At 32.7% G+C, this 25,073-nt stretch carries 22 protein-coding genes and 5 tRNA genes; 2 read left to right on the forward strand and 25 right to left on the reverse strand.

Going from position 1 to position 25,073, the window contains the following annotated elements; translation table 11 throughout:
• Positions 1-10 precede the first annotated feature (10 nt).
• Together ACLII3_RS02135 and ACLII3_RS02140 are read left to right on the forward strand one after the other, a co-directional pair.
• Positions 11-1,600, forward strand: a complete 1,590-nt coding sequence (locus tag ACLII3_RS02135) for a peptide chain release factor 3 (RefSeq protein ID WP_412986100.1) — start codon at positions 11-13, stop codon at positions 1,598-1,600.
• 136 nt (positions 1,601-1,736) lie between these two features.
• On the forward strand, positions 1,737-1,964 hold the full coding sequence (locus ACLII3_RS02140) for a (4Fe-4S)-binding protein (RefSeq protein WP_412986102.1): 228 nt from the start codon (positions 1,737-1,739) through the stop codon (positions 1,962-1,964).
• A gap of 54 nt (positions 1,965-2,018) precedes the next feature.
• Here ACLII3_RS02140 and ACLII3_RS02145 read toward each other — a convergent pair whose 3' ends face one another.
• The 25 genes from ACLII3_RS02145 to ACLII3_RS02265 all read right to left on the reverse strand — a co-directional run bounded on the left by ACLII3_RS02145 (position 2,019) and on the right by ACLII3_RS02265 (position 24,977).
• Positions 2,019-2,336 carry a DUF3467 domain-containing protein gene (locus tag ACLII3_RS02145; RefSeq protein ID WP_412986103.1) on the reverse strand — a complete coding sequence of 106 codons (318 nt, stop codon included), beginning with the start codon at positions 2,334-2,336 and terminating at the stop codon, positions 2,019-2,021.
• Between the two features lie 6 nt (positions 2,337-2,342).
• Positions 2,343-6,644 (reverse strand): DNA-directed RNA polymerase subunit beta', encoded by a 4,302-nt coding sequence (gene rpoC / locus ACLII3_RS02150; protein ID WP_412986105.1) that lies wholly within the window; start codon positions 6,642-6,644, stop codon positions 2,343-2,345.
• A gap of 33 nt (positions 6,645-6,677) precedes the next feature.
• Positions 6,678-10,490 carry a DNA-directed RNA polymerase subunit beta gene (gene rpoB, locus ACLII3_RS02155; protein WP_412986107.1) on the reverse strand — a complete coding sequence of 1,271 codons (3,813 nt, stop codon included), beginning with the start codon at positions 10,488-10,490 and terminating at the stop codon, positions 6,678-6,680.
• A 123-nt stretch (positions 10,491-10,613) separates the two neighbouring features.
• The gene (gene rplL, locus ACLII3_RS02160; RefSeq protein ID WP_412986108.1) at positions 10,614-10,988 is read right to left on the reverse strand and encodes a 50S ribosomal protein L7/L12; all 375 of its coding nucleotides are present in this window, start codon (positions 10,986-10,988) and stop codon (positions 10,614-10,616) included.
• 63 nt (positions 10,989-11,051) lie between these two features.
• Positions 11,052-11,573, reverse strand: coding sequence for a 50S ribosomal protein L10 (gene rplJ, locus ACLII3_RS02165; RefSeq protein ID WP_412986110.1), 522 nt, complete (start codon positions 11,571-11,573; stop codon positions 11,052-11,054).
• Between the two features lie 14 nt (positions 11,574-11,587).
• Positions 11,588-12,280, reverse strand: coding sequence for a 50S ribosomal protein L1 (gene rplA, locus ACLII3_RS02170; protein WP_412986112.1), 693 nt, complete (start codon positions 12,278-12,280; stop codon positions 11,588-11,590).
• A gap of 15 nt (positions 12,281-12,295) precedes the next feature.
• A complete protein-coding gene (rplK, locus tag ACLII3_RS02175; protein ID WP_412986114.1) occupies positions 12,296-12,736 on the reverse strand; it encodes a 50S ribosomal protein L11 in 441 nt (146 codons plus the stop codon).
• Between the two features lie 73 nt (positions 12,737-12,809).
• Positions 12,810-13,367 carry a transcription termination/antitermination protein NusG gene (gene nusG, locus ACLII3_RS02180; RefSeq protein ID WP_412986116.1) on the reverse strand — a complete coding sequence of 186 codons (558 nt, stop codon included), beginning with the start codon at positions 13,365-13,367 and terminating at the stop codon, positions 12,810-12,812.
• A 12-nt stretch (positions 13,368-13,379) separates the two neighbouring features.
• Positions 13,380-13,574 (reverse strand): preprotein translocase subunit SecE, encoded by a 195-nt coding sequence (gene secE, locus ACLII3_RS02185; RefSeq protein ID WP_412986118.1) that lies wholly within the window; start codon positions 13,572-13,574, stop codon positions 13,380-13,382.
• An 18-nt stretch (positions 13,575-13,592) separates the two neighbouring features.
• Positions 13,593-13,665: transfer RNA gene (locus ACLII3_RS02190), tRNA-Trp, on the reverse strand.
• Between the two features lie 66 nt (positions 13,666-13,731).
• Positions 13,732-14,919 carry an elongation factor Tu gene (tuf, locus tag ACLII3_RS02195; RefSeq protein ID WP_412986120.1) on the reverse strand — a complete coding sequence of 396 codons (1,188 nt, stop codon included), beginning with the start codon at positions 14,917-14,919 and terminating at the stop codon, positions 13,732-13,734.
• 62 nt (positions 14,920-14,981) lie between these two features.
• Positions 14,982-15,053: transfer RNA gene (locus tag ACLII3_RS02200), tRNA-Thr, on the reverse strand.
• A gap of 9 nt (positions 15,054-15,062) precedes the next feature.
• Positions 15,063-15,135, reverse strand: a tRNA-Gly gene (locus ACLII3_RS02205).
• Positions 15,136-15,165: 30 nt separating this feature from the next.
• Positions 15,166-15,248: transfer RNA gene (locus ACLII3_RS02210), tRNA-Tyr, on the reverse strand.
• A 36-nt stretch (positions 15,249-15,284) separates the two neighbouring features.
• Positions 15,285-15,358 (reverse strand) — tRNA-Thr (locus ACLII3_RS02215).
• A 104-nt stretch (positions 15,359-15,462) separates the two neighbouring features.
• Entirely contained in the window at positions 15,463-15,765 is a 303-nt protein-coding gene (gene hpf, locus ACLII3_RS02220) for a ribosome hibernation-promoting factor, HPF/YfiA family (protein ID WP_412986122.1), read from the reverse strand.
• A gap of 31 nt (positions 15,766-15,796) precedes the next feature.
• Positions 15,797-16,678, reverse strand: coding sequence for a tyrosine-type recombinase/integrase (locus ACLII3_RS02225; protein WP_412986124.1), 882 nt, complete (start codon positions 16,676-16,678; stop codon positions 15,797-15,799).
• 104 nt (positions 16,679-16,782) lie between these two features.
• Entirely contained in the window at positions 16,783-16,977 is a 195-nt protein-coding gene (gene rpsU, locus ACLII3_RS02230) for a 30S ribosomal protein S21 (RefSeq protein ID WP_412986126.1), read from the reverse strand.
• Positions 16,978-17,074: 97 nt separating this feature from the next.
• Positions 17,075-18,520 carry a carboxypeptidase-like regulatory domain-containing protein gene (locus ACLII3_RS02235; RefSeq protein WP_412986128.1) on the reverse strand — a complete coding sequence of 482 codons (1,446 nt, stop codon included), beginning with the start codon at positions 18,518-18,520 and terminating at the stop codon, positions 17,075-17,077.
• 106 nt (positions 18,521-18,626) lie between these two features.
• Positions 18,627-19,793: an acyl-CoA dehydrogenase family protein gene (locus tag ACLII3_RS02240; protein ID WP_412986130.1), complete on the reverse strand. Its 1,167-nt coding sequence runs from the start codon at positions 19,791-19,793 to the stop codon at positions 18,627-18,629.
• A gap of 15 nt (positions 19,794-19,808) precedes the next feature.
• Positions 19,809-20,675: a ComEA family DNA-binding protein gene (locus ACLII3_RS02245; RefSeq protein WP_412986132.1), complete on the reverse strand. Its 867-nt coding sequence runs from the start codon at positions 20,673-20,675 to the stop codon at positions 19,809-19,811.
• A gap of 18 nt (positions 20,676-20,693) precedes the next feature.
• Entirely contained in the window at positions 20,694-22,280 is a 1,587-nt protein-coding gene (locus tag ACLII3_RS02250) for an alanine/glycine:cation symporter family protein (protein ID WP_412986134.1), read from the reverse strand.
• Between the two features lie 154 nt (positions 22,281-22,434).
• A complete protein-coding gene (locus ACLII3_RS02255; RefSeq protein WP_412986135.1) occupies positions 22,435-23,463 on the reverse strand; it encodes a potassium channel family protein in 1,029 nt (342 codons plus the stop codon).
• Between the two features lie 3 nt (positions 23,464-23,466).
• Positions 23,467-23,694: a PspC domain-containing protein gene (locus tag ACLII3_RS02260; protein WP_412986136.1), complete on the reverse strand. Its 228-nt coding sequence runs from the start codon at positions 23,692-23,694 to the stop codon at positions 23,467-23,469.
• A gap of 8 nt (positions 23,695-23,702) precedes the next feature.
• A complete protein-coding gene (locus tag ACLII3_RS02265; protein ID WP_412986138.1) occupies positions 23,703-24,977 on the reverse strand; it encodes a DUF2851 family protein in 1,275 nt (424 codons plus the stop codon).
• Between the last annotated feature and the right edge of the window lie 96 nt (positions 24,978-25,073).

Consider the following 25,073-nt stretch of genomic DNA (forward strand, 5'->3'; position numbering starts at 1 on the left):
ATTTAATTTTATGTCATTTCAAGAAGAAATAAATAGAAGAAGGACCTTTGGTATTGTATCACATCCTGATGCTGGAAAAACAACATTAACTGAAAAACTTTTACTATTTGGGGGAGCTATTCAAGAAGCAGGTGCTGTAAAGAGCAACAAAATAAAAAAAGGAGCTACTAGTGACTTTATGGAAATTGAACGTCAAAGAGGAATTTCTGTAGCAACATCGGTTTTAGCTTTCGAATATAATGGCATAAAAATTAATATTCTTGATACTCCTGGACATAAAGACTTTGCTGAAGATACTTTTAGAACATTAACTGCCGTAGATAGTGTTATTGTAGTTATTGACGTAGCAAAAGGTGTTGAGGAACAAACTGAAAAACTAGTAAAAGTATGTAGAATGCGTAACATTCCTATCATTGTTTTTATAAACAAAATGGATAGAGAAGGTAAAGATGCATTTGATTTATTAGATGAAATAGAGCAAAAATTAGGACTTACTGTTACACCTTTAAGTTTCCCAATTGGAATGGGTTATGATTTTAAAGGCATCTATAATATTTGGGAAAAGAATATAAACTTATTTAGTGGAGATAGCAGAAAAGATATTGAAGACACTATTGAGATATCTGACCTATCTTCTAATAAACTAAATACACTAGTTGGAGATACAGCTGCCCAAACACTAAGAGATGAATTAGAACTAGTTGAAGGAATATATCCTGAATTTGATAAAGAAGAATACTTAGAAGGGAACTTACAGCCTGTATTTTTTGGTTCTGCCTTAAATAACTTTGGAGTTAGAGAGCTTTTAGACTGTTTTGTAGAAATTGCTCCAAAACCAAAACCAAAACAAAGTGAAGAAAGACTTGTTAATCCTGATGAGAATAAATTTACTGGATTTGTATTTAAAATTCATGCTAATATGGACCCTAACCATCGTGATAGATTAGCATTTATAAAAATTGTATCTGGAGAGTTTAAAAGAAACACCCCATATTTACATGTAAGATTAGGTAAAAAATTAAAATTTTCTAGTCCTAATGCTTTTTTTGCTGAAAAGAAACAAATTGTAGATATCTCTTATCCAGGTGATATTGTTGGATTACATGACACAGGAAACTTTAAAATTGGTGATACATTAACTGAAGGAGAAAAAATTAGCTATAAAGGAATTCCAAGCTTTTCTCCTGAACACTTTAGGTACATTAATAATGCAGACCCTTTAAAATCAAAACAACTTTATAAAGGTATTGATCAACTTATGGACGAAGGTGTTGCACAGTTGTTTACACTAGATTTAAATGGTCGTAAAGTAATTGGAACTGTAGGTGCTTTACAGTATGAAGTAATTCAATATAGGCTAGAACATGAATATGGCGCTAAATGTAGCTATGAAAACTTAAATGTACATAAAGCTTGTTGGGTAGAAGCTGAAGATGAAACAAACGAAGAATTTAAAGAGTTTAAACGTGTAAAGCAGCGTTTTTTAGCTAAGGATAAACAAGGTCAGATGGTGTTTTTAGCAGACTCAGCTTTTTCATTACAGATGACACAGCAAAAGTATCCAAGTATCAAATTTCACTTTACATCTGAGTTTAATTAAAGAAGTTATTCATCGGATTTATTAGAAAAATTTTGTTTTTAATCGATTTTTTAATACATTTCATCGATGATTTGAAAGATTCATATTTTTCAAATTTAATTTTAAGTAAGATTCATAACCCCAAACATGAACTACTATGGAAACTTTAAACAACGTTTATAGTAATGACGACATTACTGTAACATTCGAACCTTGCAAGTGTATTCACGCAGAAAAATGTGCTCAAGAACTATCTGAAGTTTTTAGAACATCGGTAATTCCTTGGATTAATTTAGATGGTACAGAAACAGAAAGGATTATTGAACAAATTAAACGCTGTCCATCTGGTGCTTTAAAATTTAAGTATAACAAGATAGCTATTTAAACAACATATTATTAGAAACAAAAAAGCCATTGCTAATGCAATGGCTTTTTTATTTTATGCTTGTCCAGTTGGACCAAAATTGAGAGGCATAGGTTGTTTTTCATAATCTTTTATCTCTCCATGAGCTTGTTCAAAACGTTTAACATTATCATTTAACGCTTTTACTAATCGCTTAGCATGTTGAGGAGTTAAGATAATTCTAGACTTAACCTTACTTTTTGGTGTCCCTGGCATTATGCTTACAAAGTCCAAAACAAACTCAGAAACTGAATGATTGATTATTGCTAAATTAGAATAAGTTCCTTCAGCAACTTTTTCATCTAGTTCAATATTTATCTGACCTTGTTTTGGCTTATTATTATTGTCACTCATAACTTACTAGTTATAATTCATTTCTTGTTTAGCTTGCATCATTTGATCAAACTCTTCCTTAGAACCTACAATAATGTCATCATAATTTCTAAGTCCTGTACCTGCAGGTATTTTATGTCCTACAATTACATTCTCTTTTAATCCTTCTAAATTATCAACCTTACCATTTACAGCTGCTTCGTTAAGAACTTTTGTTGTTTCCTGGAACGATGCTGCAGAAATAAATGACTTAGTCTGTAATGATGCTCTTGTAATACCTTGAAGTATTGGTGTAGCTGTAGCTGGTCTAGCTTCTCTAGCAACAACTAACTGCTTATCTTCACGACGTAAAATAGAATTTTCGTCTCTCAACTCTCTAGGTGTTACTATTTGTCCAGCTTTTAAGTTTACAGAATCACCTGCATCCTCAACAACTTTCTTTCCAAAAATCTCATCATTCTCTTCTATAAAGTCTGACTTATGAACTAATTGGTTTTCTAAGAAAATAGTATCTCCTGAATCTTCAATTCTAACTTTACGCATCATTTGTCTTACAACAACTTCGAAATGCTTATCGTTAATCTTCACACCTTGTAAACGATATACTTCTTGTACTTCGTTAACTAAGTATTGTTGTACAGCTGATGGTCCTTTAATATTCAAGATATCGTTAGGAGTTATAGATCCATCAGATAATGGCATACCAGCTTTTACAAAGTCATTTTCTTGAACAAGAATTTGATTTGATAACTTAACTAAGTATTTCTTAACATCACCTAATTTAGACTCTACAATAATTTCACGATTACCACGCTTAATTTTACCGAAAGAAACTACACCATCGATAGCAGAAACTACTGCTGGGTTTGATGGATTACGTGCTTCGAATAATTCTGTTACACGTGGTAAACCTCCAGTAATATCACCAGCTTTAGCAGATTTACGAGGTATTTTAACTAAAATCTTACCAACGTTAATCTTATCTCCATCATCAATCATTAAGTGTGCTCCTACTGGTAAATTGTAAGAACGTATTACTTCACCTTTTCCATCTTCAATATGAAGCGTTGGAATTAGCTTTTTGTTTCTAGATTCAGAAATTACTTTTTCTTGGAAACCAGTTTGTTCATCAATTTCAACTTGGTATGTTACACCTTGCTCAATATTTTCGTAACTAACTTTTCCAGCAAATTCTGAAATAATTACACCATTATATGGATCCCATTGACAAACTACATCGTCTTTCTTAAGTTTCTGACCATTTTTAACATAAATAGTAGAACCATAAGGAATGTTATTTGTACTTAATGTAATACCTGTTTTCTCATCTATAAGCTTAAGCTCAGAAGTTCTTGAAATTACAATATCAACTTCATTCCCTTCTCCGTCTTCACCTTTAACTGTCTTAAGATCTTCAATTTCAGCTTTACCATCAAACTTAACAATAAGTTTATTCTCTTCTGAAATGTTTCCTGCAATACCACCTACGTGGAATGTACGAAGTGTTAACTGAGTACCAGGTTCTCCAATCGACTGTGCAGCAACTACACCAACAGCTTCACCTTTTTGAACCATTTTACCTGTAGCTAAGTTACGTCCGTAACACTTAGCACAAATACCTTTTTTAGCCTCACATGTTAATGCCGAACGAACTTCGATTGCTTCTACTGGAGAATCTTGAATCTTCTTAGCAATGTGATCGTAAATATGCTCACCAGCACCTACCAATAACTCTTCAGTTAATGGATCATATACATCATGTAATGACGTACGACCAACAATACGCTCTTCAAGAGTTTCTACAACCTCTTCATTTTTCTTAAGCGGTTCTACTGTAATACCTCTTAAAGTACCACAATCTTCAGTATTAACAATTACATCTTGGGATACATCTACAAGACGACGTGTTAAATATCCAGCATCGGCAGTTTTTAAGGCTGTATCGGCAAGACCTTTACGAGCACCGTGAGTAGAAATAAAATATTCTAAAATTGAAAGTCCTTCTTTAAAGTTAGAAAGAATTGGATTTTCAATAATCTCTCCACCACCAGCGTTAGATTTTTTAGGTTTAGCCATAAGACCACGCATACCAGTTAACTGACGAATCTGTTCTTTAGATCCACGAGCTCCAGAATCAAGCATCATATATACAGAGTTAAATCCTTGTTGATCTTCTCTAATACGCTTCATTGAAAGCTCTGTTAACTCAGCATTTGTTGACGTCCAGATATCAATAACTTGGTTATAACGCTCATTATTAGTAATAAGTCCCATGTTATAATTACCCATAATACCATCAACTTGCTTATTAGCAGCGTCAATCATAGTATGCTTTTCTGGTGGAATAATAATATCACCTAAACTGAATGATAATCCACCTTGGAATGCAAAGTTATATCCTAAAGTTTTAATTTCATCTAAGAATGCAGCTGTCTCAGGTACACTAGTTACCTTTAAAATACCATGTATAATGTCTCTAAGAGATTTCTTAGTTAATACTTGGTTAATGTATCCAGCAGCAGCAGGTACTTTCTCGTTAAATAATACTCTACCAACAGTAGTATCTATTATTTGCTTAGTAAGTTCTCCTTCTTCGTTAAAATCAATTGTTCTAACTTTAATAGATGCGTTAAGGTCTACTCTCTTTTCATTGTATGCAATAATTACCTCTTCTGGAGAATAGAATGTTAATCCTTCTCCTTTAATAGGCACTTCTGGAGTATGCTTACGCAACTTAGTCATATAATATAAACCAAGTACCATATCCTGTGAAGGTACAGTAACTGGTGAACCGTTTGCAGGATTTAAGATATTATGAGACGCTAACATTAATAATTGTGCCTCAAGAATAGCTTCTGGTCCTAATGGTAAATGCACAGCCATCTGGTCACCATCGAAATCGGCGTTAAATGCAGTACACACTAATGGGTGTAACTGAATTGCTTTACCTTCGATAAGTTTTGGTTGGAATGCCTGAATACCAAGTCTGTGAAGCGTAGGAGCACGGTTTAAAAGCACTGGATGTCCTTTTAAAACATTCTCTAAGATATCCCAAACTACAGGTTCTTTTTTATCTATAATTTTCTTTGCAGATTTTACAGTTTTTACAATTCCTCTTTCAATTAACTTTCTAATTACAAAAGGCTTGTATAATTCTGCTGCCATGTTTTTTGGCAATCCACATTCGAATAATTTTAATTCTGGTCCAACAACAATTACAGAACGTGCAGAATAATCAACACGCTTACCAAGTAAGTTTTGACGGAAACGTCCTTGTTTACCTTTTAAAGAATCTGATAAAGATTTTAAAGGTCTGTTTGAATCTGTTTTTACTGCTGATGATTTACGTGTATTATCAAATAATGAATCTACAGATTCTTGTAACATACGCTTTTCGTTACGTAAGATTACTTCTGGAGCTTTAATTTCAACAAGTCTCTTAAGACGGTTGTTACGAATAATAACACGACGATATAAATCATTTAAATCAGACGTTGCAAAACGTCCACCATCTAGTGGTACTAATGGACGTAATTCTGGTGGAATTACTGGAACAGCTTTCATAATCATCCATTCAGGATTATTCTCTCTGTTCTCATTAGCATCTCTAAATGCTTCAACAACTTGAAGACGTTTTAACGCTTCAGTCTTACGTTGCTTTGAAGTTTCATTATTTGCTTTATGACGTAATTGGAATGATAATTCATCAAGGTCAATTCTTGATAATAATTCAATTAAACATTCAGCTCCCATTTTTGCAACAAACTTCTCAGGGTCAGTATCATCAAGGTACTGATTTTCTTGAGGAAGAGTTTCCATTATATTCAGATACTCTTCTTCTGTAAGGAAATCCATTTTTTGTAATGGCTCACCTTCAGCATTTTTTGCATTACCAGGTTGAATTACTACATAACGCTCGTAGTAAATAATCATATCTAACTTCTTAGATGGTAATCCAAGAAGGTATCCTATTTTATTTGGTAAAGAACGGAAGTACCAGATATGTGCCACAGGCACAACAAGGTTAATATGTCCTACACGGTCACGACGTACTTTCTTTTCTGTTACCTCTACACCACATCGATCACATACGATTCCTTTATATCTAATTCTTTTATACTTTCCACAAGCACATTCGTAATCCTTTACAGGACCAAAAATACGCTCACAAAATAAACCATCACGCTCAGGTTTGTGCGTTCTATAGTTTATTGTTTCTGGTTTTAAAACTTCCCCTCTTGACGCAGCCAAAATTGACTCTGGAGAAGCTAAACCTATTGAGATTTTATTAAATCTCTGTACTGTATTCTTATCTTGTTTTCTTGCCATAATATATGGTTGTGATAATGAATTTATTTACTACTATTCTTCTAATCTTATGTCTAATCCAAGACCTTTCAATTCATGCATTAATACATTGAAAGATTCTGGTAGTCCAGGTTCTGGCATTGGTTCACCTTTTACGATTGCTTCGTAAGTTTTAGCTCTACCAATTACATCATCAGATTTTACTGTTAAGATTTCACGTAACGTACTTGATGCTCCATAAGCTTCAAGTGCCCAAACTTCCATCTCTCCAAAACGCTGACCTCCAAACTGTGCTTTACCACCAAGAGGTTGTTGCGTAATTAATGAGTATGGTCCAATAGAACGTGCGTGCATCTTATCGTCAACCATATGTCCTAGTTTTAACATATAGATTACACCAACTGTTGCAGCTTGGTCAAAACGATCTCCAGTTCCACCATCATATAAATATGTATGTCCAAATCTTGGAATTCCAGCTTCATCTGTAAATCCATTAATTTGCTCTAATGTTGCTCCATCAAAAATAGGTGTAGCGAATGTACGTCCTAAATCTTTTCCAGCCCAACCAAGAACAGTTTCATAAATCTGTCCAATATTCATACGAGAAGGTACACCAAGAGGGTTAAGTACTATATCTACTGGAGTTCCATCTTCTAAGAATGGCATATCTTCTTGACGAACAATACGTGCAACAATACCTTTGTTACCATGTCGTCCTGCCATCTTATCACCTACTTTTAATTTACGTTTCTTAGCGATGTAAACTTTAGCAAGTTTGATGATTCCAGCTGGAAGTTCATCTCCTACAGAGATAGTAAACTTCTCACGTCTTAATGATCCTTGTAAATCGTTTTCTTTAATTTTATAGTTATGGATTAACTCTGATACTAACTTATTAGTATGATCATCAGTAGTCCATTTTCCAGATACTAAATGTGCATAATCATCAACAGCATTTAACATCTTAAGCGTAAATTTCTTTCCTTTAGGGAATACATCTTCACCTAAATCGTTTTGAACACCTTGTGCAGTTTTACCACCTACGATAGAGAATAATTTTTCAACTAAAATATCTTTTAAGTCGTCAAATTTTGAATCGTAAATACCTTCTAACTGTGCAATATCCTCTTTATCTTTAGCTCTCTTACGCTTATCTTTTATTGCTCTAGCAAATAATTTCTTATTAATAACAACACCATGTAATGAAGGTGATGCTTTTAATGATGCATCTTTTACATCTCCAGCTTTATCTCCAAAAATTGCTCTTAAAAGTTTTTCTTCTGGAGTTGGGTCAGATTCTCCTTTAGGAGTAATCTTTCCAATTAAGATATCACCAGGCTTGATCTCAGCACCAACGCGAATCATTCCGTTTTCATCAAGGTCTTTAGTAGCCTCTTCAGAAACGTTAGGAATATCGTTTGTTAACTCTTCATTACCAAGTTTAGTATCACGTACTTCTAATGAGTACTCATCGATATGAATTGATGTAAAGATATCGTCACGTACAACTTTTTCAGAAATTACAATAGCATCCTCAAAGTTATATCCTTTCCAAGGCATGAAGGCTACTTTCATGTTACGTCCTAATGCTAACTCACCATTTTGAGTTGCATATCCTTCACATAATACTTGCCCTTTAGTAACTTTATCACCTTTTCTAACGATAGCTTTAAGGTTTACAGAAGTTCCTTGGTTTGTTTTTCTAAACTTAGTTAATGGATATGTTACTGTATCTGAATCAAAGCTTACCATAGCTTCTTCTTCAGTACGTCCATATTTAATTACAATTTCATTTGCATCAACATATTGTACAACTCCTTCTCCTTCAGCATTAATTAATACTCTAGAGTCTGAAGCCACTTGACGCTCTAATCCAGTTCCAACAATTGGAGCTTCAGGACGTAATAATGGTACAGCTTGACGCATCATGTTAGATCCCATTAAGGCACGGTTTGCATCATCATGCTCTAAGAATGGAATTAACGAAGCTGAAATTGAAGATATTTGGTTTGGAGCAACATCTGTATAATGAATAGCAGTTGGTTCTACTACTGGGAAATCTCCTTCTTGACGTGCAATAACTTTGTCATGAATAATTTTTCCTGTCTCATCTACTTCAACAGTTGCTTGCGCAATCATTTTCTCTTCTTCTTCTTCAGCACTTAAATATGTTGGCGCACCTTTAATATCAACTACACCATCAGTTACTTTACGATAAGGTGTTTCAATGAATCCCATTGAATTAACTTTAGCATAAACTGAAAGTGATGATATAAGTCCGATGTTTGGTCCTTCAGGAGTTTCAATTGGACAAAGACGACCATAATGTGTATAGTGAACGTCACGAACCTCGAAACCTGCTCTTTCTCTTGATAAACCTCCAGGTCCTAATGCAGATAAACGACGTTTATGAGTAATCTCTGCTAATGGATTTGTTTGATCCATGAACTGAGATAACTGGTTTGTTCCAAAGAATGAATTAATTACAGACGATAATGTCTTAGCATTAATCAAATCAATTGGAGTAAACACTTCATTGTCACGAACATTCATACGCTCACGAATAGTACGTGCCATACGAGCTAAACCAACACCAAACTGAGAAGATAATTGTTCACCTACTGTACGTACACGACGGTTAGATAAGTGATCGATATCATCAATCTCTGCTTTAGAGTTAATTAACTCGATTAAATATTTTATAATAGTAATGATATCTTCTTTAGTAAGCACTTGCTTATCCATTCCAATATCAAGACCTAATTTCTTGTTCATTCTATAACGACCAACTTCACCTAAGTTATAACGTTGATCACTAAAGAATAATTTATCTATAATACCTCTAGCTGTTTCCTCATCTGGCGGTTCAGCATTACGTAATTGACGGTAAATATGCTCAACTGCTTCTTTTTCAGAGTTTGTTGGATCTTTTTGAAGTGTATTATGAATAATTGCATATTCTCCTTGCTGTGAGCTTTCTTTGTGTATAAGAATTGTTTTTGCTCCAGCCTCTAATATCTCTTCTATATTTTCTTTATCAAGAATTGTATCACGATCAAGAACAATCTCATTTCTTTCAATTGATACAACCTCTCCAGTATCTTCATCTACGAAATCCTCATGCCATGTATTAAGTACACGAGCAGCAAGTTTACGACCTAAAACTTTTTTAAGTCCAGATTTTGATACTTTAATCTCTTCTGCTAAATCAAAAATTTCAAGGATATCTTTATCTCTTTCAAAACCGATTGCACGGAAAAGCGTAGTTACAGGTAACTTTTTCTTTCTGTCGATATAAGCATACATCACACTGTTAATGTCTGTAGCGAATTCAATCCAAGATCCTTTAAAAGGAATTACTCTTGCTGAATATAATTTAGTACCATTTGCGTGGAATGATTGACCAAAGAAAACTCCTGGTGAACGGTGTAATTGAGAAACTACAACACGTTCTGCACCATTAATACAAAAAGTACCACTTGGTGTCATATAAGGGATTGTACCTAAATACACATCCTGGACAATGGTCTCGAAATCCTCATGTTCAGGGTCTGTACAATACAATTTAAGTCTTGCCTTAAGTGGAACACTATAAGTAAGTCCTCTTTCTATACATTCTTGAATGGCGTATCTTGGTGGATCGATAAAATAATCTAAAAACTCCAAGACAAATTGATTACGTGTATCTGTAATCGGGAAGTTTTCCATGAAGGTGTTGTATAAACCTTCATCTCCTCTTTCTTCTGATTTTGTCTCTAACTGGAAAAAATCCTGGAAGGATTTAATCTGAATATCCAAGAAATCTGGATATTCTGTTCTATTTTTAATAGATGAGAAATTTAATCTTTCAGCTTTTGTTGCTAACATCGACGGACGAATTTTTGATTAAAAAAATAGTTTAACGTGCATATACTTTTATATACACAAAAGGGTTTAGGTCTTAGAGAGTTTTTCTCCAGACCTAAACCATATTTTGTAGGTTAGTTAAGCTTACTTAAGCTCAACCTCAGCTCCTGCTTCTTCTAAAGAAGACTTAAGACCTTCTGCTTCGTCTTTAGACACACCTTCTTTGATTGCTGCTGGTGCTCCATCAACTAAACCTTTAGCGTCTTTTAATCCTAAACCAGTTAATTCCTTAACTAATTTCACTACTGCTAATTTAGAACCACCAGCTGCTTTAAGAATTACGTCGAATTCTGTTTGCTCTTCTGCTGCTTCACCACCACCAGATGGACCAGCTGCTACTGCTACAGCTGCTGCTGCAGGCTCAATACCATATTCTTCTTTTAAAATATCAGCTAATTCGTTAACTTCTTTTACTGTTAAGTTTACTAACTGTTCTGCGAAATCTTTTAAATCTGCCATTTTTCTATCGTTTTAATAATTTTTTAATTTAATATATTTTGTTAAAAGTGCGTACTTAATTGGTTATCCCTCTTTTTGAGATAATGTTTTAAGAATACCTGAAAGTTTTCCACCGCTAGACTGAAGTGCTGAAACAACGTTCTTAGCTGGAGATTGTAATAATCCAATGATATCTCCAATAAGCTCTTCTTTAGACTTGATGTCAACTAACATATCTAATTGGTCATCACCTAAGTAAACTGCTTCTTCAATAAAGGCTCCTTTTAATAAAGGTTTTTCAGACTTTTTTCTAAAAGCTTTAATTACTTTAGCTGGTGCATTACCAGTTTCAGAATACATAACTGAAGTATTACCTTTTAATGTTGTTGGTAATTCTCCAAAGTCTTTATCTGAAGCTTCCATTGCTTTTTCAAGCAAAGTATTCTTTACAACTGCTAACTTTACATTTGCTTTAAAACAAGCACGACGTAAAGCTGAAGTAGTTACTGCATTAAGACCTGAAATATCTGTTAAATAAATATTTGCATTGTCTGCTAATTGTGCAGTTAACTCTTCAATTACTTGTGATTTTTCTTCTCTTGTCATAATAAAATCTTTAACTACAAACTAACTTTTGTATCTACTGCAATACTTGGACTCATAGTACTAGAGATAAAAATACTCTTCATATAAGTTCCTTTTGCAGCTGTTGGTTTTAATTTAATTAAAGTAGAAAGTAATTCTTTTGCGTTTCCTTCTAGTTTATCAGCACTAAATGATGCTTTACCTATTGGAGCATGAACAATACCTGTTTTATCTACTTTAAAATCTATTTTACCTGCTTTAACTTCAGTAACAGCTTTTGCTACATCCATTGTTACAGTTCCTGTTTTTGGGTTAGGCATTAATCCTCTAGGTCCTAATACTCTACCTAATGGTCCTAATTTACCCATAACACTTGGCATAGTGATAATTACATCAACATCTGTCCAACCACCTTTGATTTTTTCAAGGTATTCATCTAGACCTACATAATCAGCACCTGCTTCTTTTGCTTCTGCTTCTTTGTCTGGAGTTACTAATGCTAGTACTTTCATATCTTTACCAGTTCCATGAGGTAATGATACTACTCCTCTTACCATTTGATTAGCTTTTCTTGGATCTACACCCAAACGAACAGCTATATCTACAGAAGCATCAAACTTAGTGTTTGTTATATCTTTAACTAATTGAGAAGCTTCCTCAAGACTATACATCTTGTTCTTTTCAATTTTAGCTACTGCTTCTTTTTGCTTTCTTGTTAATCTTGCCATTTCAAATAATTTAGATTAATTAGGTGCTTCTCCTCCTTTAACAGTTATCCCCATTGACCTAGCTGTTCCTGCTACCATTTTCATAGCAGAATCAACAGTAAATGCATTTAAATCTTGCATTTTGTCTTCAGCAATAGTTCTAACTTGATCCCAAGAAACTTTAGCTACTTTTTTTCTATTTGGCTCACCAGAACCTTTTTTTACTTTGGCCGCTTCTAATAATTGTACTGCAGCTGGTGGTGTTTTGATTACAAAATCAAATGATTTGTCTTTGTAAACAGAAATTACCACAGGTAAAACTTTACCTTGTTTATCTTGGGTTCTAGCATTAAATTGCTTACAGAACTCCATGATATTAACTCCAGCAGCACCTAGAGCGGGTCCAACCGGTGGCGACGGATTCGCTGCACCTCCCCTAACTTGTAGTTTAACTACTTTACTTAACTCTTTTGCCATTTTTTAAATTTAAATTTTGATATAACTAGTGTTGGAAGCTCTAAATTATATCGATAATAATATGTAACAATTATTAAATTTTCTCAACTTGCATGTAACTTAATTCTAATGGAGTCTTTCTTCCAAAAATCTTCACCATTACTTCAAGTTTGCGTTTTTCTTCGTTTATGTTTTCGATAGTACCATCAAATCCATTGAATGGCCCATCTATCACTTTTACTGTTTCGCCTTTAACATAAGGTATCGCTACATTAGCATCAGCTTCTACAGCTAACTCATCAACCTTACCTAACATTCTGTTAACTTCAGACTGTCTTAATGGTACAGGATCACCTCCTTTAGTTTCCCCTAAAAAACCAATTACATTAGTAATAGATTTTATAATATGAGGGACCTCTCCACTTAAATTAGCTTGAATCATTATATACCCAGGAAAAAACACTTTTTCCTTATGAATCTTCTTTCCGTTTCTAATTTGAACAACTCTTTCAGTAGGAACTAAAACTTGGTCCACATAATCATCTAAACCTAATCTTGAAATTTCATTCTCAATATAGGTCTTGATTTTGTTTTCCTGTCCACTTACTGCACGAACAACATACCACTTTTTTTCAATCTTGTTATCTGACATCTTGGTGTATGCTTATTTTATCAAATTAAAATATTCTTTTATTACTCCACTAAAAGCAGTATCAACACCCCAAATAGCTAAAGAGAAAATAATTGAGAACACAGCCACTACAACTGTTAAACGTTGCGCCTCAGCCCATGCTGGCCAAGTTACATTGTTCTTTAATTCTTCAAATGATTCTTTTATATAATTTACAATTCCTGCCATTATATTATTTTTTATTTGCACGGGTTGAGAGACTCGAACTCCCGACACCTGGTTTTGGAGACCAGTGCTCTACCAACTGAGCTAAACCCGTAAATACAAGTCAAGGTATTTTGATATTAGCTACCAAAACACCTTAACTTTATATATTAAACTTGTATTAGTCTAAAATCTCAGTTACCTGACCTGCACCAACTGTTCTACCACCTTCACGAATAGCGAAACGTAAACCTACGTTCATTGCAATTGGTTGAATTAACTCAACATTAATAGTTAAGTTATCTCCAGGCATTACCATTTCAACTCCATCAGGAAGTGCAATATTCCCTGTTACGTCAGTTGTACGTACGTAGAACTGTGGACGGTAGTTGTTATGGAATGGAGTGTGACGTCCACCTTCTTCTTTCTTAAGGATATAAACCTCAGCTTTAAACTTAGCGTGTGGCGTTACAGAGTTTTGCTTACAGATTACCATACCTCTACGGATATCAGTCTTCTCAATACCTCTTAATAAGATACCTACGTTATCTCCAGCTTCACCTCTATCTAAGATCTTACGGAACATCTCAACTCCAGTAATAGTAGAAGTTAATTTCTCAGCTCCCATACCAATAATATCTACAGGATCTCCAGTGTTAGCAACACCAGTTTCAATACGACCAGTTGCAACAGTACCACGACCAGTAATAGAGAATACATCCTCGATTGGCATTAAGAAATCTTTATCAACATCACGTTGTGGTAACTCAATCCAGCTATCTACAGCTTCCATTAATTCCATAACAGTGTCAACCCACTTTTGCTCACCATTTAAAGCTCCTAAAGCAGAACCAGCAATAACAGGACCATTGTCACCATCATACTCATAGAAAGATAATAAATCTCTAACTTCCATGTCTACTAATTCTAAAAGCTCCTCATCGTCAACCATATCAACTTTGTTTAAGAAAACAACGATACGAGGAATACCTACCTGACGACCTAATAAGATGTGCTCACGAGTTTGTGGCATTGGACCATCTGTAGCAGCAACCACTAATATAGCACCATCCATTTGAGCAGCACCAGTTACCATGTTCTTTACATAATCGGCGTGACCTGGACAGTCAACGTGTGCATAGTGACGATTAGCTGTAGCGTATTCTACGTGTGAAGTATTAATTGTAATACCTCTTTCTTTTTCTTCTGGAGCGTTATCGATAGTATCGAAATCTCTTTTTTCAGATAAACCTGCGTTAGCTAATACAGTTGTGATAGCAGCAGTTAAAGTTGTTTTACCGTGATCTACGTGTCCAATTGTACCTATGTTTAAGTGCGGTTTGGAACGATCGAAAGTTTCCTTTGCCATGATTTAAAATTTAATCTTAGTTATATAATAATATTAGTGTTCTAATCTTTAATAGTTAAAAGAGCCAATGACGGGATTTGAACCCGTGACCTCTTCCTTACCAAGGAAACGCTCTACCCCTGAGCTACACCGGCTAAAATTTGAGCGGGAGACCGGGTTCGAACCGGCGACATTCAGCTTGGAAGGCTGACGCTCTACCAACTGAGCTACTCCCGCAATAATTTTAAAAATCCAATCATTTAAAAGTGGGGAGAGCAGGATTCGAACCTGCGAAGGTAAAAACCAACAGATTTACAGTCTGTCCTCGTTGGCCGCTTGAGTATCTCCCCAATTTAAATAAATTTTTCACTCTTTTAAAGAACTTGAGCCGATGGAGGGACTCGAACCCACGACCTGCTGATTACAAATCAGCTGCTCTAGCCAGCTGAGCTACATCGGCTTATTTTTATTACTTTTTGAGCAATAAAAAAGTCCGCTATTTCTAACGGACTGCAAATGTATATATTTATTTTTTTATTCAAAACATTTTTTGAAAATTTTTATCTATAAATATGATCTTAATTTTTCTTTGCGCTTTTTTAGTTGTCTTTCTAATGAACTTACTGCAGCATCTGTTCCTTCTTCAAAAGACTTACATACTTTTTTGACAACAAAACTGTCTCCTGGAACACTTACTCTTGCTTCGAATATTTTATTCTCTTTGTCACTGGTGTTTTCTACTTTTAAAAATACATCTGATTTTATGACCTTATCATAATATAAATCTAACTTATCCATTCTCTTTTGAATGAAATCTAATAATTTTTGATCTGCATTGAAGTTAACTGATTGCGTGTTTACTTTCATATTCTTCTTTTTTGGTTAGACAATACTACTGTTACTTATTTCTTGGGTGTGATTTAGCATATACTTTTTTTAACTCTGCTATACTATTATGTGTATATATTTGAGTAGCAGCTAAACTGGAGTGACCAAGCAATTCTTTAACAGCATTTAAATCGGCACCTTGGTTAAGTAAATGAGTTGCAAATGAATGTCTTAGTATATGCGGACTCTTTTTCACCTTAGTTGATGCCTCACTAAAATAGTTATTTATTATTCTGTAAACAAGTGTTTCATATATTTTAACGCCTTTTTTTGTGAGTAATAAATAATCTTTATCACTAATTTGCTCTAAAACATTTCGCTCTTGAATGTATTTCTTTAAAGTAACTATAATTGAGCTCAATAACGGAAGTACTCTTTCTTTATTTCTTTTACCTAATACTTTTAACGTTTTTTGTGATATATCAATATCTTCAAGTTTAATTTGTATCAGTTCTATACGTCTTATTCCTGTTGAATAAAACAATTCTATTATCAGCTTATTCCTTAGCCCTTCGAAAGAGTTATCAAAATTTAATATTTCAAAAACTTTTTCTATTTCTTTTTCTGAAAAAGGCACTTGCACTTTTTTACTTACTTTAAGTGCTTTGTGTTTTGCTAAAGGGTTTTTATCAATTTCTTCTATCTTCATTAAAAACTTATAATAACTATTTAATGAAGATACTTTTCTATTTACACTTCTATTAGATATACCTTTTTCTACTAAACTGATAATCCAAGATCTTATTTGAGAATAGTTTGCTACATTAATATTGTCCTGAAAGTTTTCTTTTAAATATTCTTGAAAAACCTCAATATCTTTTTTATAAGCATTAACTGTATGTGGTGAATACTTTTTTTCTAACAATAAATAATCTATGAATGGATTTAGCATATCAATTATTTAATAAAATTAAATATACAAATTTAGTTTTGCCTATATGCATAAAAAAACCCACAACTAAATTGTGGGTTTCTCTATATTAAGTTATCTAGAACTTATATTTCTTCTGCATCTCTTAAACGTTGGATGTATTGAGCTTTTTGAATTTGAGCTCTACGCTTTACTGAAGGCTTTACATATTGCTTACGCGTTTGTAAAGATCTTTTCGTTCCAGTTTTATCAAACTTTCTCTTAAAACGCTTTAGCGCTCTATCTATATTTTCTCCTTCTTTAATTGGTATTATTAACATAGTGTCTTAACCTCCTCTCTTTTAGAATTTCGGATTGCAAATATATAAAGTATTTAAGAACCTCAAAACAAAAAAGCACTTTTTAATTAATTATTATTTAATCCTTAAACAATGTAGCTCTTTTAGTTAAATCTTGAATAAGTTTTTCATCTTCTTCACTCTCTAATAAGACATTATAATTCTTCCAAAATTCTTTATTATATGGTTTGCTAGAGAAAATATCGGCATCCCATTTAGAATTTAATTTTTCTTGAATTTGTTCTTTATCTAATATTATTTCAGAAAACAAAATTTCTTGTACAGTATAATAATATCGTTGTTCCTTATTATAGCGCTCTTCTTCTTCTTTACTAACTTTTCCACTCGACTTAAGTCCAACATTTACAAGCTTAGGCGTTTCGTAATAAACATAGTTAGGATACATTTTTCCTTCGTATTCCATATAAGTCATTATTAACTTATGATTTATCTGAGTATCAAATAAACGTTTACTTCTTGTTTTTTGAACATCGGAAGCAGCTACAAGTTCATATTCTATTTTTTTAATGGCATAGTTGTCATAATAAATGTACAACCATCCTTTAGCCTCAAAACCTTCGTTATAAATTCCTTTAGTATCTAATCCTACAAATTCTTTACTATCGGAAATATTAATCTTATATATTTTACGCTCGTTATCGACTAAAATAGTATCTAACTTAAATTGATGGTGTTCTAAAATATTTTCCCCAAATAGTGCTTTTGGGTTTTTAGAGTTACGTAGTAAATTTAATTTTCCTTGAAATAAATTGTGTAGTCCGTTTACACGGTTGTCATTCCATTTAATAGACTTTACTAATTGGTTGGTAGTAACACTACTCCTTTTAATATCCTTAGCTCTAAGCCTTGGTGTATAAGCATTTCTGTTTTTATATGACACATAAGAAAAGATACTATCGACATCTCTTAAATCATAACTTTTCCTTACTTGGTCAACATTAACTTTCAAATAATCTTCACTACTTACAGCATAACCAGAATCGTACACTGTAATTGCGCTTTCTATAAGCCATTTAAACTCTACCTTATTACGTTCTTTATGTCTTAAAAAACCTTTTTGCAGATATGCTGAATCTGGCATATTCACAGCTAACTTCTCCAATGCTTTTAAAACAATATCATTTCCAGTAGTTGGTCTTGGGTCTGCTACTAACAGTACCTCATCTAAAGTTGCGATATCTTCTTCAAGGTAAATTTCCATACCATCATCAAACTCACTAACTAAAGTTTTAAAACTTTTATATCCAATAGAAGAAACAACTAATGTATCGTTTTCATGCTCTTGAGGTACTATTAATGCAAATTTACCATCTACATTACTTATAGTACCTATAGTCGTATTTTGCACATATACACTTGCACTTTCTACAGGAAGTAATGTCCCAAAATCAACAATCTTATTTTTCAGCTCTATTTGAGAGAACCCAAAGCAACTAAAAAACAGAGCTGCTAAAAACATGAGTTGTTTATATTTATTATTCATCATATATCTTAATACATTCATTGTTCTCAAAAATAACAAACCAACTACGTTGCTGACTTGTAACTCTTTTTATCTATTATCATTTTTGCGATACGAAAACACATTTTCGTAAAAAATGATAAACCAACTATGTTGCTGGCTTGTAACTCTTTTTATCTATTATCATTTTTGCGATAATCTCCTTTAAGATTTCAGAAGTCCCTCCTCCAATTGGACCTAAACGACTATCTCTTAACAATCTAGCTAATGGATAGTCTTCCATATAACCATATCCTCCTAAGAATTGTAAACACCCATAAGCAACTTCATCAGCCATTTTCGTTGATTTCATCTTTGAAATCGTAGCTTCTTTTACTGCATAAGTGTTATTATTAAGCATATTAGCTACCATATAATTATATGATTTACACATCTCCATATCTGCATAAAGCTCAACATACTTATGTCTTAAAGCTTGATATTTATCAATCGTCTTTCCAAATGCTGAACGTTCAGACATATATTGTAAGGTATAATCCAACGCATATTCTGCTCTAGCATGTGCATTAACTCCCATAACCAAACGCTCTAAAGCAAAATGCTGCATAATATACGGAAACCCTTTTCCTTCATCTCCCATTAAATTACTTGCAGGAATTATTACATTATCAAAGGCGATTTCTGCTGTGTCACTTGCTCTCCAACCTAACTTATCCAATTTTGAAGATGAAATTCCTGGAGTATCTCTATCTATAATAAACATACTAATACCTTTATTACCTAGCTCTGGAGCTGTTTTAGCTGCAACTACTAAATAATCGCTATAAATTCCGTTAGTTATAAATGTTTTAGATCCATTAATAACATAACTATCACCTTGTTTTACGGCAGTAGTTCGCATTCCCGCTACATCACTTCCACCAAAAGGTTCAGTTATACATAAACAGCCTATTTTTTGACCTAGTATACTTGGTGCTAAATATTTTTCTTTAATTTCATGACTTCCCTCTTTATTAAGGTGTGTCATTGCTAAATAAACATGCGCCCAAATAGCTGCTGCAAATCCGCCTGAATTAATCTTTTGAAGTTCTTCTAATAAAATAACAGTATAAAACACGTCTAATTCAAGTCCTCCATACATTTCTGGATAAGGCAGACCTAAGTATCCCATTTCTCCAAACTTCTCCCAAATAAACCTATCAATGGTTCCTGTTTCTTCCCATTTATCTATATGCGGAGTTACTTCTTTTTTAAGAAATTCTTTTAGACTGTCTCTAAATAATTGATGTTCTTCAGTGAAGTACATTTGGCTCATAACTTTACAATTTTATTATAGCACCAAATATAATTTAATTATCTCAATTTTATCCCTTGGAAAATCTTTAACTTTTATTAATTCTTCTAAAGATTTGTATCCTTCTCTAAGTGTTCGTTGGTCTATAATCTCGTAAGCCAATTCATAATCAATATGCTGAATAGTTACTAATTGTTCAATAGTAGCATTATTAAGATTAATCTTTTGAATTTGTCTAGGTGTCTTAACTGTAAAGTCGTTTTTTAATCTTTCGATTACTTCTGGAGATAATCCATAAACATCTTGTAACTGAACATCTGCAATAAAACCACCTTTGAATTTATTCCTAAACTTAATAATTCTTTCAGATAGCGCTTTTCCAATACCATTTACACGTTCTAATTGCTTTGCTGTTGTTTTATTTAAATCTAACTTTTGTTCAAACGTCTTAGGTGTATTATAACTTTTTGAATAGTTATTACTCTTTAGTTTAGGGTTTGTCACCCAATCTGGAAACTTAAAGTAAGGCGCTATTTTATTTAGTAATGTATCTGAAACCTGAGTAACTTCTTGAAACTGACTTGAAGAATTAATCCATTTACCTTGCTCTCTAAACTTAAGCAACCTATCAATCTCCTCATTACTCATTCCTAAAGTATAGCCTTTATAATCTGTTATGTAGTTTGGATTAAACGGATAAATTTTAGGTTTTTGTTGTTCTAAAGCAATTTGTTTGAGTGAATCAATTTCTGCTATAAAAGCCTTGTTACTATCTGAATCGCTCAATATTTTTTCATTAGGAATATCTATAAAAAAATAAAGGCATTGTATAACAACAATAATTATTATTAAAAGTAAAATCCCACTTCGTTGCTTTTTAGAAAAGTAAAAGTGGGATTTCATATATTTTAATTTTAGATGTTATTCCTTTTTAGCCTTTATAGCTGCCATATATTTATTAAGTTCATCCTTAACCTTTGGCGCTAACAATACAATACCAATCATGTTTGGTACCATCATCGCGAAAATCATGGCATCAGAGAAACCAATTACTGACCCTAAACTTGCAGCAGCTCCAATAATTACAAACAAACAGAAAATTACTTTATAAGCATACTCCATTTTTTTAGAACGACCGAATAAATATGCCCAACCTTGGAATCCATAATATGACCAAGAAATCATTGTACTAAATGCAAATAATACTACAGCAACAGTTAACACATAAGGGAACCATGAAATTGCAGATTCAAAAGCACCTGAAGTTAATAAAATTGCTTGTGCATCATTTAAACCTGCATTTGCAGCAGTAACATTACCTGTAATAATTAACACTAATGCTGTCATTGTACAAACTACAACTGTATCAATAAAAGGTTCTAATAACGCTACCATTCCTTCAGAAGCAGCATATTTAGTCTTTACAGCAGAGTGCGCAATAGATGCCGAACCAACACCTGCTTCGTTAGAGAATGCTGCTCTTCTAAATCCTTGTACTAAAACACCAATAGCTCCACCAGCAATACCTTCAGGACTAAATGCGCCATTAAATATTTGCATAAATGCATCACCAATCATATTAAAGTTAGCAAAAATCACAAATAAAGAAGCTGCTACATAAATAACCACCATAAAAGGTACAATCTTATCTGTAACCTTAGCAATTTTCTTAATACCACCAATAATTACAATACCTACTAATACAGCCATTACTAACCCAAACAACCATCCTTTACCATGAATAAAAGACGCTTCTCCTCCAGTAATATTCTCTACTAATTGGAAAGCTTGGTTTACTTGGAACATGTTTCCACCTCCAAACGAACCTCCAATTACAAATACTGCAAATAACGCAGCTAAGACTTTACCTAGAGATTTATTTTTCAATCCTTTTGTTAAGTAATACATAGGACCACCATACACAGTTCCATTTTCATCAATATCTCTATACTTAACACCTAACGTACATTCAACAAATTTTGAAGCCATTCCTAATAAACCAGCAACAATCATCCAAAATGTAGCTCCAGCTCCACCAATAGACACAGCAATTGCAACACCTGCAATATTACCTAGTCCAACTGTTGCAGATAAAGCAGCAGTCAATGCTTGGAAGTGCGATACTTCTCCTTCATGTCCTTCTATAGCAGCAGTTTCAATTGAATCTCCTCCTGGAGTTGGATCACCAGCTACTGGCATTGACTCATGATGATCGATATCATCATACTTTCCTCTAACAATATTAATAGAAGTTAATATTCCTCTAAAATTTATAAACTTGAAATAAACAGTAAAGTATAATGCTCCTAATATTAATGGAAATAACACCCAAAATACTTTTACTCCACCTCCAAAATCAATTTGATAAAAAATGAAGCTTACAAACCATCCTGTTGCAGCACCAAATTTTTCATCAATTATTTGGTCAACTCCTTTATCGGCAGCTTCTTGAGCAAAGGTTAAAACAGGTAAAATTAGAGTAAAAATTGAAAGAAGATATTTCTTCATAATTATTTAATATTAGTTAGTAGTTTTAATAAAACTTATTAGTTTAAGATAGCAAGATGCTAAAAAAAAATGAGTTTTTAAAAAATGATTTTAAGTTTAACTATAAAACCAAATTTAAAAACTCTTACAGATAGCTTGATAAAAAAGATCTATTTTACTCTACTTCAATATTATAAAGCGAGTTTAATTTTTGAATCTGCTCTGGTCTTCCCAATACAATCACCTTAGAGTTAGGCTCTAACATTTGATCTGCTCCTGGGTTAACAACATAGTCTCCTTCAGGAGTTTTATAACCTATCACATTACATCCAGTTTTACTACGTAAATTTAAGTTAGCTATAGTTTTTACGTGCGATGTATCGTATAGTTTTTCGACCTCAATTTCTTCTATATTAATAGATGTTTTACCTACTATAGATAAGTTATCTATAAACTCAACCAAATCTGGCACTACTACTAATGATGCCATATGATCACCACCAATCATATCTGGTAGTATTACATTATTTGCACCAGCTAATTTTAATTTGCTATAAGTAGTTTCTTGAGAAGCGCGACTAATGATACGTATTCTTTTATTGATTTGTCTTGCTGAAAGCACCACAAACAAGTTATCGGAATCATTTGGAAGTGCAGAAATTAAGCAATTCGCTCTATCTAATCCTGCTTGTAACAATACTTCATCTTCATTTGCATTTCCTACAATAAATGGCACTAATTCGCTTTGATATTTATCAGCGACCTCTTTATCATTTTCTATAACTACAAATGGTCTATTATGAGCTAAAAGCTTTTTAGCAGCTTGTCTTCCATTTCTTCCATAACCACAAATAATAATGTGATTTGACATTGCATCAATCTTTTTTTGCATCTTTTTCTGTTTTAATTCTTCAACATCATTTTTTGTAATTATGTATTCGGTAATTACTTTAATAGCATAACCAACTATAACAACACTAGCAAGTATTAAAAAAATAGTAAAAACCTTGGACTCATCGTCTAAAATAATAGCCTCTTCAAACCCAACTGTTGTAATTGTAATTACTGTCATATACACAGCATCAATCCAAGAAGCATTAGATAATGTTTTATATCCAACAACACCAATACCTAATAGTGTAATTAATAAAATTACAGCTGTATTAATCTTAGATCTAAATACTTTTAATAATGGGTTGCTCATAAATTACAAATCGAAAACTGAGGTTCTTTTGGTATAAATTAAATCTTTTATTCGCATCCAAAAAGCTATAAACAAATAGAGTGCAAATCCAAAGCCTAATGTAACAAAAGTTAGATAAATAAAAGATGTTCTAACTACTTTCGCTCTCATACCTAAACGGTCTGCTATACGTTGGCAAACATAATAACCATGTTTTTGCAAATAGAGTAATAGCTTATAGAAATAATTCATGCTGCAATTTACATATTTCGGTTTAAAAGAACACTACCTACAGCACATTGTAAGCATTTATTTTTTGAGCAATATTCATTCTTTAACTCTAATAAAGCTTGTGATTGAAAAGCCGACTTAAAGATTGGTTTCAAATTGCTAAATCCTTTAATAATATTATTCTTCTCTAAGGCAACAACACTTAAAACAGCAATCAACTCATTATCAACACTTTTCCCTTGGTATTTTGCATAACTAAACTTTAAAGGCACAACTGTATTTATTATTAATAAGTCTATAAATGCCTTGGATAATTTCTTTTTAGAAGCCTTGGACGTTTTAGTAAAAGTATAATACGTCTCCCAAAATCTGGATGTAGAAACTTCGAAAATCCTATATATTTCTTCTATGCTATTTGTATTAATTATCTCTGAAAATAAATTTTGTTTTGTGCTATATAACATAGCTAATTGTGACAACCTTATAGTAGGAAAATTTAGTGGTCGTAATCTAAAAAACTGAATTGGCAACACACCTTTATTAGACAACCTAAATTTTTGTTTTAAAAATTGATACTCCTCTTTTAAATCTGTGTAATAAGCTACCTCTAAATCTTGTTCTAACAGGTTTGCTTGTCCAAAAAATAATGCCTCAAGACTTATAGGTTTGTGTAATTTTCTAATAATAGAAAAATCAAAAGAATCACTCAAACTAAAAAAAGCATCACTATTTACTTTTAATCCAAAGTTCTTACAAAGCATTTTAAATAATACAGCTTCCCAATCATTTTTTGAAGCTTCAAGTAAACCATTTATATCATCGTATTTCCTTTCCAAACGTTCAAAATATAATCGCTCTAACCAATTATGAAGTGTAAAATCATCAATAAGGTGAAAATCATTTTCGCAATTAATCCATTTTCTTTTTTTATTAAATAATTGCTGAAAATTTTCGATTGATTTGGGTTGAACATATGATTTAAGTTCTAATGTTGGAATTTCTGTATTATCCTTTCTAAAAACTTCAACATCGTGTTCCCAAACTATATGTAGTATTACATTATCATAAGCTCTATCTTTCTCATGATTATGAATAAACCAATCACTAGACTTAATGTGGATTTCGACATTTCCAGCCCAAAGCTGATTGTCTATTTCTAATTTTGCATTAAAAAAATCTGGTCCTGAATTTTTATTATGCTCACCAACGTTATGAATTATTATTTGCTGATTATTAGTAGTTTTAAGGTTTGATACATTAAACTTTTTATACTTCCATAAGTAGTGTAGAAAATCCTCATTCATAATTCTAAGTTAGAAAAAATAATCGTAACCATTTGATTTTATGATGACTTACATATAATTTTAATCAAACAAAAACATTTCAGTTTTTAATTATTA

The sequence above is a fragment of the Pontimicrobium sp. IMCC45349 genome, assembly GCF_047219225.1.
In the GTDB taxonomy this organism is placed as follows: domain Bacteria; phylum Bacteroidota; class Bacteroidia; order Flavobacteriales; family Flavobacteriaceae; genus IMCC45349.